At 72.3% G+C, this 13,065-nt stretch carries 10 protein-coding genes; 7 read left to right on the forward strand and 3 right to left on the reverse strand.

Annotated elements, in window-relative coordinates:
* The first annotated feature begins 114 nt into the window (after positions 1–114).
* From AB0D85_RS19055 to AB0D85_RS19075, 5 genes are all read left to right on the forward strand, one after another.
* A complete protein-coding gene (locus AB0D85_RS19055; protein WP_362321450.1) occupies positions 115–1,047 on the forward strand; it encodes a cyclase family protein in 933 nt (310 codons plus the stop codon).
* A gap of 134 nt (positions 1,048–1,181) precedes the next feature.
* Positions 1,182–4,196, forward strand: coding sequence for a SpoIIE family protein phosphatase (locus tag AB0D85_RS19060; protein ID WP_362321452.1), 3,015 nt, complete (start codon positions 1,182–1,184; stop codon positions 4,194–4,196).
* Between the two features lie 99 nt (positions 4,197–4,295).
* The gene (locus tag AB0D85_RS19065; RefSeq protein ID WP_362321454.1) at positions 4,296–5,789 is read left to right on the forward strand and encodes a sugar ABC transporter ATP-binding protein; all 1,494 of its coding nucleotides are present in this window, start codon (positions 4,296–4,298) and stop codon (positions 5,787–5,789) included.
* The gene (locus AB0D85_RS19070) at positions 5,786–6,814 is read left to right on the forward strand and encodes an ABC transporter permease (protein WP_362321456.1); all 1,029 of its coding nucleotides are present in this window, start codon (positions 5,786–5,788) and stop codon (positions 6,812–6,814) included. Before AB0D85_RS19065 ends, AB0D85_RS19070 begins: the two co-directional genes overlap by 4 nt.
* A 158-nt stretch (positions 6,815–6,972) precedes the next feature.
* Positions 6,973–8,079 carry a substrate-binding domain-containing protein gene (locus tag AB0D85_RS19075; protein WP_362321975.1) on the forward strand — a complete coding sequence of 369 codons (1,107 nt, stop codon included), beginning with the start codon at positions 6,973–6,975 and terminating at the stop codon, positions 8,077–8,079.
* Between the two features lie 9 nt (positions 8,080–8,088).
* On the opposite strand, the gene AB0D85_RS19080 is transcribed toward AB0D85_RS19075, so the two are convergent.
* From AB0D85_RS19080 to AB0D85_RS19090, 3 genes are all read right to left on the reverse strand, one after another.
* On the reverse strand, positions 8,089–8,454 hold the full coding sequence (locus AB0D85_RS19080) for a metalloregulator ArsR/SmtB family transcription factor (RefSeq protein WP_362321458.1): 366 nt from the start codon (positions 8,452–8,454) through the stop codon (positions 8,089–8,091).
* A 196-nt stretch (positions 8,455–8,650) separates the two neighbouring features.
* The gene (locus AB0D85_RS19085) at positions 8,651–9,025 is read right to left on the reverse strand and encodes a hypothetical protein (RefSeq protein WP_362321460.1); all 375 of its coding nucleotides are present in this window, start codon (positions 9,023–9,025) and stop codon (positions 8,651–8,653) included.
* A gap of 218 nt (positions 9,026–9,243) precedes the next feature.
* Positions 9,244–10,029 carry a DUF1932 domain-containing protein gene (locus tag AB0D85_RS19090; RefSeq protein WP_362321462.1) on the reverse strand — a complete coding sequence of 262 codons (786 nt, stop codon included), beginning with the start codon at positions 10,027–10,029 and terminating at the stop codon, positions 9,244–9,246.
* A gap of 447 nt (positions 10,030–10,476) precedes the next feature.
* Between AB0D85_RS19090 and AB0D85_RS19095 the strand changes: the two genes are divergently transcribed.
* Positions 10,477–11,628: a DUF3500 domain-containing protein gene (locus AB0D85_RS19095; RefSeq protein WP_362321464.1), complete on the forward strand. Its 1,152-nt coding sequence runs from the start codon at positions 10,477–10,479 to the stop codon at positions 11,626–11,628.
* Positions 11,625–12,995 carry a HupE/UreJ family protein gene (locus AB0D85_RS19100; RefSeq protein ID WP_362321466.1) on the forward strand — a complete coding sequence of 457 codons (1,371 nt, stop codon included), beginning with the start codon at positions 11,625–11,627 and terminating at the stop codon, positions 12,993–12,995. The genes AB0D85_RS19095 and AB0D85_RS19100 overlap by 4 nt, the downstream gene beginning before the upstream one ends.
* Positions 12,996–13,065 lie beyond the last annotated feature (70 nt).

Here is a 13,065-nt window from a genome sequence, read left to right on the forward strand (position 1 = left end):
TGTCATGTCCCTGTACAGCGAGTGGGGTCCCGGTGGCCCGTGGACCGGAGTGGCCGGGGTGTCCCCGGGGTGCCAGCCTGGAGTTCCGGCGGGCCGTGGAGGGGAGGGGAGCGGATGACCTCTGGCATCTCCGGCCCGGTCGTCTCCCGGCAGGAGTTCGACGAGCTGTTCGTGTCGCTGCGCACCTGGGGGCGCTGGCAGGCGGCGGATCGCGGGGCCTTCAACCGGGTGACCGCCGAGCACGCGCGGCGGGCCGCCGCCCTGGTGCGGTCCGGGACGGTCGTGCCGACGGCCCTGCCCTGGAACACCCGCTCCGGCCCGGACAACCTAAGGCCCGCCCTGCACCACATGACCGACCTCGGCGACGTGGAGAGCCCGGAACCGGCCACGCACAAGGACTTCATCGCCGCCGACTTCCACGGCAAGGGCATCTCCCACCTCGACGCGCTCAGTCACGTGGCCTACCGGGGCGAGCTGTACGACGGCCGCCGCGCCCGCGATCACATCGACGCGGGCGGTGCCCGTTTCGGAGCGGTGTCGGTGCTCGGCCCGCTCGTCACGACGGGCGTGCTGCTCGACGTGCCCGCCGTCCTCGGTGTCGACTGGCTGGAGCCGGGGCGGGCGGTACGCGCGGCGGACGTGCTCGCGGTCGAACAGGCGCTCGGTGTGACCATCGGTGAGGGCGATGCCGTGCTGCTGCGCTCCGGGCATGCCCGGCGCCGGCGGGAGCTCGGCGCCTGGGACTCGGGGGCGTCGAGCGCGGGGCTGCACGTGGACGCCGTACCCCTGCTGGCCGAACGGGGCATCGCGTTGCTCGGCGGGGACGGTGACAGCGACGTACGGCCCTCACCCGTGCCCGGGGTGCACTCGCCGGTGCACGCGCTGGCCGTGGCCGCGATGGGGGTGCCGCTGCTGGACAACCTCGACCTGGAGGCGCTGTCCGCCGCGGCGGCCGAGGCCGGCCGGTACACGTTCATGCTGGTCGTGGCGCCCCTCGACATCCCGGGCGGCACGGGATCGCCCGTCAATCCCGTGGCGGTGCTGTGACGGCCGGTCCGGTCCCGGCGGCCGGATGTCAAGGGGCTGGCCGGCCCATGACTCTCGTCGGCAATGTCCGTATTCTCGTGTATGTCGGAATTCTTTACGGAAAGATGATTGTTCGACTGTGAGTGAGGCAAGGTGTGATTCGGTCGGGCGGGCAACTGGTGCCGGTGAGGCGTCCGGAGGGTGGCTCGGGACCCGTTCGTTTCCGTGAACGGTTCCTGCAGGGTGAGCCGGTCGAGAGCGGCGTACGGGCGCCGATCATGGGCTCGTGGCTGCGCTGCCGGTCCCTCGGTATCTCGCCGGACGGGTCCGACCTGCCCTTCCGGGACGACTTCGACCCCGGCGGACGGATCGTGCGGGCCGCGCTGCCGGTGCTCGACAGGCTTCAGGCCCGGTTCTCGGGCAGCCAGATGAACATCTCCCTCGCCGACGCCAACGGCATCGTCCTGCTGCGCCGCTTCGGCGACCCGTCGTTGATCCGCAGCCTTCCCGCGATCCAGGTGGAGCCGGGCTTCGTCTTCGCCGAGCGGTTCGCCGGCACCAACGGAATCGGGCTCGCCCTCGCCGAGCGCAGCCTCGTCCGGGTCTTCGGCGCCGAGCACTTCGCGGAGCGCGCCCAGGGCAACGCCTGCATCGCGGCGCCCGTCCGTGACCCGCTCAGCGGGCGCATGGAGGGTGTGCTGTGCTTCGGCTACCAGCGCAGTGCCGAGGACCCGGCCTTCGGTGATGTCATCCGCCGGGCCGTACAGGCCGTGGAGCGCCGGCTGCTCCGGCAGAGTTCCGCACGCGAGCACGTCCTGCTGCGGGCCTACGAGTCCGCGGCGGGCCTCGGCTCCGCCCTCTCCGTGGACGAACAGACCCTGGATCTCCGCCCCGACGACCGGGCCATCCTTCTGGAGAAGGCCGCCGAGCTGATCTCCCACGCACGGCAGGCCGCCGCGGGCGTGTCCTTGTCCGACGGCCGCCGTGTCACGCTCGTCAGCCGCCCGGTGACCAGTGCCTCGGGGGTGCAGGGCCTCGCGGTCGAAATGCTGCTGCCGGGGCTGGCGGCGGGGGCGTCCCTGATCGTCTCGCGGCAGCAGGCGCTGCTGGGCGGGGCCCTCGGAGCGCCGGCCGCGACAGCCGGGCCCGGATCGGCGGGCTGCGCGGCGGAGGGGGGCCCGCTCGTCTTCTCCATGGACCGTGCGACCGGTGCCGGACAGCCCGCCGAAGGGGCGCCCGACCTCCTCGTGGGCGGCACCGCGGCATCGACGCCGCGAGCTGGGCCCGCCGCCGACACCAGTACCCGTGCCGGTGCCGATGCCGGCACCGATGCCGATGTCCGCGCCGAGATCGGTGCCGATACCCGTGCGGTGCCGGCCCCCGCGACCGACGCCCCGACGCAAGCGGCGACGTCCCCCTTCGGCCCCGGAACCCCCGCCGCCCCCGGCACCCCCGACGCGCCCCGCCGTCTCGTCCTCTTCGGTGAGCCCCAGGTGGGCGCCTACGCCCTGGCCGCGCGGCGCAGGCTCGAGCTGCTGTCCGAGGCCAGTGCCAGGATCGGTACCACGCTCGATGTCCGCCGTACCGCCGAGGAACTGGCGCAGACGGCCGTGCCCAGGCTGGCCGACTTCGTGACCGTCGATCTGCCCGATGCCGTGCTGCGCGGCGAGGAGGCCGACGACCCGCTGAGCGACCTGCGCCGGACGGTGGTGCACGGTGTCCGCGAAGGGCTGCCGTTCACCCCGGTCGGCAAACGGATCGACTTCGGTCCCACCACCCCGCAGCTGCGCTGTCTCACCAACGGCCGGGCGGAGCTGGAGCCGGATCTGCAGGTCGCCGCGGGCTGGCTCGCGCAGGATCCCGAGCACACCGAGCAGCTGCTGGCCCATGTGCACTCGCTGATCGCCGTACCGCTGGTGGCCCGGGGCGTCGTCCTGGGCATCGCCAGCTTCTACCGCGCCCAGGGCTCCGCCCCGTTCGGCGACGACGACCGTTCGCTCGCCCAGGAGCTGGCCGCCCGTGCCGCCCTCTCCATCGACAACGCCCGCCGGTACACCCACGAGCGCTCGATGGTCCTGGCCCTCCAGCGCAGACTGCTGCCGCACCGGCTGCCCGACCAGGACGCCGTGGAGATCGCCCACCGGTATCTGCCCGCCGAGTCGGACGTGGGCGGTGACTGGTACGACGTCATCCCCCTCTCCGGCGCCCGGATCGGGCTGCTCGTCGGCGATGTCGTGGGACACGGGATGCTCTCCGCCGCCACCATGGGCCGGCTGCGCACCGCCGCCCGCAGCTTCGCCGAGCTGGACTTCCCGCCGGACGAGGTGCTCAGCCACCTGGACAACCTGGTCGGCCGCCTCGACCGCGACGACCCCGACGGCGAGGGTTCCGGCATCATCGGCGCGACCTGCCTCTACGTCATCTACGACCCGACCGCGCAGCGCTGCGTCATGGCCCGCGCCGGCCACCCGCCGCCCGCGCTGGTCCGCCCCGATGGCAGCGTCTCCTACCCGGACCTGCCCGCCGGACCCCCGCTCGGCCTGGGCGGGCTGCCCTTCGACTCCGTGGAGGTCGACCTGCCGGAGGGCAGCCAGATGGTCCTCTACACCGACGGACTCATCGAGGACCGCCACCGCGACGTGGACGCCGTACTCGAACAGCTGCGCGACGCCCTGGCCGACCGGCCGGAGCGCAGCCCCGAGGAGACCTGCCAGGCGATCCTGGACAGCGTGGCGCCCGCCCACCCGTGCGACGACATCGCCCTGCTCGTCGTCCGCACCCACGCCCTGGCCCCCGACCGGATCGCCACCTGGGAACTGCCCGCCGACCCGGCCCTGGTCGCCGAGATCCGCGCCGCCGCCCTTGCCAAGCTCACCGAATGGGGCCTCGACGAGACCGCGTTCGCCATGGAGCTGATCCTGAGCGAGCTGGTCACCAACGCCATCCGGCACGGCACCGGCCCCGTCCGGGTGCGGCTGCTGCACCACCGCACCCTGATCTGCGAGGTCTCCGACACCAGCAACACCGCCCCGCACCTGCGCCGGGCGGCCAGTACCGACGAGGGCGGCCGGGGCCTGTTCCTGGTGGCCCAGCTCTCCCGGGCCTGGGGCACCCGGCATCTGCCCGAGGGCAAGGTCATCTGGGCCGAATGCGGACTCGACGGCGTGTGAGGGGCGCCCGGACGCCCCATATCGTATGGATTGATGTAATTTTCTTGCGTGTGTGACGCTCCCGGCCAGGATGCGGCTCCCCCCTCCGCGGCGGAACCCGTGGTCAGCATCCGCGGGCTCGTCAAACGGTTCGGCGGGACCGTCGCACTGGGCGGCGTCGACCTCGACGTGCACGCAGGCAGCGTGCTCGCCCTCCTCGGGCCCAACGGTGCCGGAAAGTCCACGCTCATCAAGGTGCTGGCCGGCGTCCACCGCGCCGACGCCGGGCGGATCACCGTCACCGGGCACCCGCTCGGCAGCCACGCGGCCACCCGGGCGATGTCCTTCATCCACCAGGACCTGGGGCTCGTGGACTGGATGACGGTCGCCGAGAACATCGCCCTGAGCGCCGGGTACACCCGCCGCGCCCGCCTGATCTCCTGGCGCCGCACCCGTGAGCGCTGCGCCGACGCCCTGCGGACCGTCGCCGCACATCTCGACCCCGACGGGCCGGTCGCCCGGCTGGCCCCCGCCGAGCGCTCCCTGGTCGCCATCGCCCGGGCACTCGCGGTCGACGCGCGGCTCATCGTCCTCGACGAACCCACCGCCCGGCTCCCGGCCGTCGACTGCGCCCGGCTCTTCCGCGTCCTGCACGACCTGCGCGACCGCGGGCACGCGATCCTCTACGTCAGCCACCGCCTCGACGAGGTCCACCAGGTCGCCGACACCTTCGCCGTCCTGCGCGACGGCCGGCTCGTCAGCCGCGGCCCCCTCGCCGGGCACAGCCCCGCCCGTCTCGTCCACGACATCGTCGGCGAGCAGCCCCTCGGCCGCCGCCCAGCCGCCCAGACCCCCGCCGGGGCACCGGCCGTCCTCACCCTCGACGGCCTGCGCACCACCGGCACCGGCCCGGTGAGCCTGACCCTGCGGGCAGGCGAGGCCCTCGGTCTCGTCGGCCTCTCCGGCGCCGGACACGTGGAACTGGGCCGCGCCCTCGCCGGCGCCCTGCCCGTCCTCGGCGGCACCGTCACGCTCGGCGGCCGGCCCTACCGCCCCCGCACGGTCGCCGACGCCGTCGCCCGCGGCGTCGGCCTGGTCCCCGGCGACCGGCTCAGGGAGGGCTGCCTTCCCCAGCTGACCGTGCGCGAGAACCTCCTCGCCAACCCCCGCGCCGACGGCGTCCCGGCCCTGCACCCGATCCGCCCGCGCCGGGAACGGGCCGAGGCCGCCGAGCTGATCGACAGGCTCGCCGTGCGCCCGCGCGACCCCGAGGCGCCCGTCGCCACCCTCTCCGGCGGAAACCAGCAGAAGGTCATGATCGGCCGCTGGCTGCGCGCGGACCCCCGGCTGCTGATCCTGGAGGAGCCCACCGCGAGCGTCGACATCGGCGCCAAGGGCGCGATCCACCGCCTGCTCGACGAGGCCCTCGCCCAGGGCCTCGCGGTCCTGCTCGTCTCCACCGACTTCGAGGAGGTCGCGGACGTGTGCCGGCGCGCCGTCGTCCTCGTGCGGGGTTGGGTGACGGCCGAGCTGAGCGGCAGCGCCCTCACGGCCGCGGAACTCACCCGGGCGGCGTCGGCCGTGCCCCCGTCCGGAACCGGTGGCGGGCGATGACCGGCCGCGCGCCCCGGCCGGGCGGCCACCTGATCGGCTCCTACGGGCTGCTGGCCCTCACCCTCCTCCTCGTCCTGGTCTTCTCGCTCGTACTGCCCCGCACCTTCCCCACGCTCGACAACGTCGACTCGATCCTGTCCACCCAGTCGATCCCGGCCGTCCTCGCGCTCGCCGCCATGGTCCCCATCGTCACCGGCGCCTTCGACCTCTCCCTCGGCTACGGCCTCGGCCTCGCCCACGTCATGGTGCTGAAGCTGATCGTCGACGAGGGCTGGCCCTGGCCGCTCGCGTGCCTCGCCGTGGTCGTGGGCGGAGGCATCGCCGGGGTCCTCAACGGGGTCGTCGTGGAGTTCGGGCGGATCGACTCCTTCATCGCCACCCTCGGCACCGGCAGCATGATGTACGCGATCACCGGCTGGGTCACCGGCGGCGGCCGGATCGTCCCCGGCCCGCAAGGCCTCCCGGCCGCCTTCACCGACCTCTACGACGCGAGGTTCCTCGGCCTGCCGGTCCCCGCCTTCTACGTCCTCGCGCTCGCCGCCGTCCTCTGGCTCGTCCTGGAGCGGCTGCCGCTCGGCCGGTATCTGTACGTCGTCGGCTCCAACCGGAGCGCGGCCGAACTGGTCGGCATCCGCACCCACACCTGCACGGTGTACGCGTTCACCGCGGCGGGGCTCCTCGTCGGCCTGGCGGGGGTGCTGCTCGCCGCCCAGCAGCAGCTCGGCAACCCCAGCGTCGGTCTCGACTACCTGCTGCCCGCTTTCGTCGGCGCCCTCCTCGGCTCCACGGCGATCAGACCCGGCCGCCCCAACGTCCTCGGCACGGTCGTCGCCGTCGCCGTCCTCGCCGTGGGCCTCACCGGCATCGGCCAGCTGGGCGCCGACTTCTGGACCGTCCCCCTCTTCTACGGCGGCACCCTCCTGCTCGCCGTGGGCCTGGCGGGCTACGCCTCCCGGCGCCGCCTGCGCACCGGCACAGGCCCGCCGCCCGACCCGCCGAAGCCGGCGGAGGGGAGCGCCGCATGACCCGCCGAAGCCGGCGGCGGGGCGCCGCATGACCCTTCGCCCACGGTGTTGTCCACGAGGAGCACCCCTCCTGCCCTCCGCGAGGAGATCCTGTGCACGGCGTCCGCACCGCCCGCCCCGGTGTCCGGCCGGGCCGGTCCGCCCGTCGTACCGTCGCCCTGCTGGCGACCGTGGCCGTGCTCGCCGGCTGTGAACGCGGCTCCTCGCGGGGCGGGCCGGGGGAGTCGACCACCGGCCCGAGCGGCTGCCCCGCCGTCTACGACACCGCCCGCGCCGCCGTCCGGCACGCGGAACGCACCGACGTGCCCTGGACAGGACCGACCACCGGCCCGCGCGCGGTGCCGGGCAAGTCCCTCGTGTACGTGGCCCAGACCATGACCAACCCCGGTGTCGCCGGTGCCGCGCAGGGCATGCGGCAGGCCGCGCGGATCGTCGGCTGGAACGTCCGCGTGATCGACGGCGGCGGCACCCCGGCCGGCATCCAGGCCGCGATGGGCCAGGCCGTCGCGCTCAAGCCCTCCGGCATCGTCATCGGCGGCTTCGACCCCAACTCCACCTCGCAGCAGGTCTCCCGGGCCGTCGCCCAGAACATCCCGCTGGTGGGCTGGCACGCGGTCGCCGTACCGGGCCCCAGCCGACGGCCCCCGCTCTTCAGCAACGTCACCACGTACGTCCAGGACGTGGCCCGGATCAGCGCTCAATGGATCATCGGGCACTCGCGCGGCAGGGCCGGCGCGGTGGTCTTCACCGATGCCTCGATCCCGTTCGCCCGGACGAAGTCCGAGCTGATCAGGAAGGAGCTCGCCACCTGCCGGGGGGTGCGCGTCCTGGCGTACGAGAACATCCCGATCCCGGACGCCGGCAACCGCACCCCACGCGAGGTCGCCTCGCTGCTGTCCCGCTTCGGTGCCCGCTGGACCCACTCCGTCGCCATCAACGACCTCTACTTCGCCGACGCCGCGCCCGCCTTCCGCGCGGCCGGTGCACCGGGCTCGGGGCCGCCGTACAACATCGGCGCGGGCGACGGCGATCCGTCCGCCTTCCAGCGCATCAACAGCCGGCAGTACCAGTCCGCCACCGTCCCCGAGCCGCTGACCCAGCAGGGCTGGCAGCTCGTCGACGAGTTCAACCGCGCCTTCGCCGGCAGCCCGGCCAGCGGATACGCGGCACCCGTCCATGTCTCCACCGCCGGCAACACCGGCGGCGCCACCACCTGGGACCCGTCGGGCTACCGGGAGGCGTACCGGAAGATCTGGGGTGGGTGACCCCCTGCTTCAGCCGCGGCTGTTCGTGGACACCGGCGGGACGGACGCGTCGGCCTGCCGGAGTTCGGCGAGCAGGACGTTCTGCCCGTCGAGCAGTTCGGTCAGGATACGGCGGGCCGCGCGCAGCAGTTCGGCGACGTCGCCGCCGGCCAGCGCGTAGCTGACGGTGGACCCCTCCCGGATGGACACCACGATGCCGGACCGGCGCAGCACGGCCAGTTGCTGCGACAGGCTGGACGGCTCGATCTCGATGTCGGCGAGCAGATCCCGGACGGGGACGGGGCCGTGCTGGAGCAGCTCGAGGACCCTGATCCGTACGGGGTGCCCGAGCATGCGGAAGAAGTCCGCCTTGGCCTGGTAGAGGGGGACTTGCATGACCGCTCGCTCTCTGCCGGGTGGGGTGGGTCGCCGGGGTGCGGCGGCGCCCTCGCGGCACCGCCGCACTGGCCCTGTACAGCCGATCCTTGCCGCCCGGGGCCGCGCGCAGGCATGACTTGGGATCATGCTGATGTGGTGACTTGAAGAAGTTTTCACATCGTGGGCGCACGAAACCCCGGGCTCGGGAACGTCGCTAGACCTCGAGCTGTTCCTCGACCCGCTTCAGCTGGTGACGGGCCATGGCGAGGTTCGAGCGCTGCTTGTCGAGCACCAGATAGAGGAACAGGCCGTTCCCGCTGCGGCCGGTGATCAGGCGGATGAGGTGGTACTGCTTCTCGAGGGTGATCAGGATGTCCTCGATCCGGCCCTTGAGGCCCAGTTCCTCCATCGTGCGCACCTTGGCGCGGATGACATCCGTGTTCCCGGCCGCGGCGACCGTCAGATTGAGGTCCTTGCTGCCGCCCAGCGTCCCCAGCGCCATGCCGCTGGTGTAGTCGACGACCGCGGCTCCCAGCGCCCCCTCGACCCCGGCCATCATTTCCTTCAGCGACACTTCCACGCTCGCCATAGCGGCGCCTCCCCTTTGCCTGTGGGTTGCGACGGGCCGGCGGTCGCCGTCCCGTCCGATGCATGGACCGTAGGTCGGGGGGAGTCACGCCGGGACGGCGTCTCTGGGTCTGACGGATGATGGCCGAAGAACCGCGGAATCAGTTCGTTTGTGCGACGGAAACTGGTGCGAGAGAGGCCGAAGTTGACACTGCGCCCCCTGCCGGGGGCGGGGAGGTCCTACGGCCGTGACAGCCGCCGCAGTACGTCCCGGCTCGCCGTGGCGATCAGCGGGGGTACGGCGAGATCGTCGAGCATGTCCGCGGCGGCCTGCATCTCGGCGGCGCGGCGTACGGCGTGCCGGTGGCTGCCGTCGACGAGCCGGTCCAGCGTCGCCGCGTCCGCACGCGTCAACTCGTCGGCGATGTGCTGCCGCAGCCACGCCTCGCAGTCGGCCGCCCGCGCCGCTTCGAGCGCCTCGACGACGGCCGCCGCCACCCCCTTGTAGAAGACGCTGCGCAGCAGCTTGCGTTCGGCGGCCAGACCGGCCGGTCCGTCGAGTACGTCCACCGTCGCGCCGAGTGCCTGAAGCAGCTCGGCGTAGCGCCCGGCCGCCGCGCCCGAGGCGAGCATCGGCGTCCGCAGGCCTCTGCCGGGCACCGACGCCATCAGGGACACGTCGACGAAGCCGACGCCCGCCTCCGCCGCGACCTCGCCGAGACGCCGTTTCACCGTGGGGGACGCGGTGTTGAGGTCGGCCCACAGACAGCCCGGAGCGGTCCCCGCGAGGCCGGCGCGCAGGGCGTCCAGGGCGGCCGACGCGCTGTTGACGCTCAGCACGAGCGCGCTGCCCCGGGCCGCCTCCGCCTCGCTGCCGGTGCCGACGACACCCGGCGGCGCCGCGACCACCGGGTCGTAGCCGCGCACGCACACACCGAGGGCGACCAGATCGGCCGCGATGGCGCCGCCCGCCTCGCCCAGTCCGAGTACGGCGACGTGCAGGTCTTCCCCGGCGGTGGAGCCCACAGATGCCTCCCGGTTCGCGCGAATCATGCGTGTTCAGAGGCCATCACGGCAGGGCCGGATCGGCAACAATATCGTTGTCGATTCAGCCGTCCGCCGCGCGCCCACTTTTTCGGCCAGGTCGGCCGAATTCGATGCCTGTTCCGGTCCATTGCGGGGCGTGACGTCACGTCAGGTGCGAACCGGGTCAATCGTGTTCGGATAAAGAACCTGAAATTCTCGGGCGTCCGTCCACAGCAAGACATAGGCGCGTCCGAGTGCCACTCGATGTCATCCATAGCGGCGACTGGTCGAATTTATCTCGCCCAGACAACGGGCGGGGCGCTCCGGGAGACGCTCTTTCGTCGGATATCAGATCTCCGCCTGTCCGATCGGCGGGGATCCGCCGGCTGAATTGACGCGCGCGATTTCCGGAATTCCCGCGATACCTATTCCGAAGGGACCGGCAAGGTGCCAGAGAACAACGATCACCGCAGGGTGAAGAGCAAGTGGAAGCGCGCGGGCGTGGCCTTCGCGGCGGGAACGGCGCTGCTCTTCGGCGCGGTCTACGTCAACGCGAACGCCGCGACCGTCCAGAGCGACGCCTCGGCCGGCGGCGCTGCCAGTGCCGCTGCCAGTGCCGCCGCCGGCGACACGGCGACGACCACCGCGTCGTCCAGCGTGTCGGACGTGGTCGACGCGGCCAACACGTTCCTGGACACCCTGGACGACGACCAGCAGTCCTCGGTGCTCCTCGACTTCACCCAGGCGAACGCCACCGCCTGGTCCAACCTCCCGTGCGGCTCGACCTGCCGGGTCGGCATCGAGCTGAGCTCGCTCAGCGACGAACAGCTGACCGCCGCCAAGGCGGTGATCAAGGCGGCGACCGGCACCGGCACCGACACCGGCGACGACCAGATCACCCAGATCCTGGCCGCCGACGACTACCTCGGCAAGACCGCCACCGGCTACGGCAGCGGCAACTACTACCTGGCGTTCCTCGGCACCCCGAGCACCAGCGGCACCTGGCAGCTGCACTTCGGCGGCCACCACCTCGCGCTGAACCTCACCTACAAGGACGGCGAGGTCGAGGGCACCACGCCGTACTTCGTCGGGGTGGAGCCGACCAGCTGGACCGGCGACGACGGCACCTCGTACGCACCCCTGGACGGGATGCACGACGCGATGCTGAACATGCTCGCCGGCCTGAGCGACGACGAGCTGTCCGAGGCGAAGCTGTCCGAGTCCTTCAGCGACGTGCTGCTCGGCCCGGACGACGACGGCGGCTTCCCGACGACCAAGGAAGGCCTCCAGGTCGGCGAACTCACCGACGACCAGCGGCAACTGGTCCTCGACGCCATCGAACCGTGGGTCGACGCGGCGGACGACACGACCGCCGCCGACGTGCTCAGCACCTACAAGTCCGAGCTCGACGACACCTACATCTCCTACTCCGGCAGCACCGACCTGAGCGCCCAGGGCGACTACGTGCGCATCGACGGACCGGGTGTCTGGATCGAGTTCGTCTGCCAGGACGGCGTCGTCTACACCAACCAGGTGCACTACCACACCGTGTATCGCGACCACAGCACCGACTACGGAGGAGAGTTCACGTTCTCATGAGCCGCCGGCCGATCTCACTGACGCATGCGCTGCGCATGCTGACCGGGATCGCGGTGGCGGTGACGGCGGCGCTGCTCCTGGCAGCGCCGCCCGCTGCCGCGCATCCCATGCCGCACTCGGTGCTCCTGCTCGACGTGCACGAGACGTCGGTGGCCGCCGAACTGGAGCTGCCGGTCAGCGACTTCTCGCGGGCCAGCGGTATCGGCCTGGACGGCGACACCACGGCCCGGCAGCTCACGGCGCGGACCGCCGCGATCCGCACCTACCTGGCCGCCCATGTGCGTCCCACGACCACCCGGGGCACGGCCTGGACCGTCGCCCTCGGCGCCATGGCCCTGAGCCGGACCGAGCAGACCTCCACCGGCCCGTACCGTGAACTGACCGTCCAGGCCACGCTCACCCCGCCCGCCGGCGGGGACCCGCGCCGGTTCGTCCTCGACTACGACGCCATCGTCCACCAGGTCGTCACCCACACCGTCCTGGTCTCCGTACGACAGGACTGGGCCACCGGCAAAGTGGCCGACGAGGGCCAGGACAGCGCGACCCAGGTCGGTGTCATCCGCATCGACTCCCGGACGATGACCGTAGCCCCGCTCAGCGTCAACTTGGAGAGCGGAAGCATCTGGAGCGGGACGTACGCCATGTTCCGGCTCGGCGCCGGCCACATTCTCGAAGGCACCGATCACCTGTTGTTCCTGCTGATCCTGCTGCTGCCCGCGCCACTGCTGACGGCTGGAAAACGCTGGAGCGGGCTGACGAGCACGAAGACCGCTGTCGGCCGAATCGGCCGTACGACGCTCGCCTTCACCATCGGGCATTCCGTCGCACTCGCCGTGAGCGCCTTCGGCCGTCTCGACATTCCGGCCCAGCCGGTCGAGGCATTTATCGCCCTCAGTATTCTCGTCGGCGCCGTCCACGCCATTCGGCCGCTGTTTCCGGGGCGCGAGGCGGTCGTCGCCGGAGTCTTCGGTCTCGGGCACGGCCTGGCCTTCTCGCTGACTCTCGCCGAGATGCACCTTTCCACCACCCAATTGGCGCTCAGTCTCGCGGGGTTCAATTTCGGCATCGAATGCATGCAACTCGTCCTGGTCCTGCTCGCCCTGCCCAGCCTGATCTGCCTCACCCGCCTGCCCAGGCACGCGGCGGTGCGTACCGCCTGCGCGGCGCTGACCGCCGGTGCGGCCCTGGGCTGGCTGGTGGACCGCCTCGGCCTGCCCAACCCCGTCGCCCGTGCCGCGGACAGCGCGGGGACGCACACCTCCCAGCTGCTCCTGGTGCTGGTCACCACTGCGCTGCTCGCGACGCTCCGGATGGCCGTCAGCCGTGGCCACCCGCGTCGATCTTGGCGTTTCGCTCACCGTTCATAACGCCCTCACCTGCGCGAAGGAGGTTGTTCGGGAGGCGTAGGAAAGGTCCTGGCGGCCTGTCAGAACGAAG

Source organism: Streptomyces sp. NPDC048277, assembly GCF_040652235.1.
Lineage (GTDB): Bacteria > Actinomycetota > Actinomycetes > Streptomycetales > Streptomycetaceae > Streptomyces.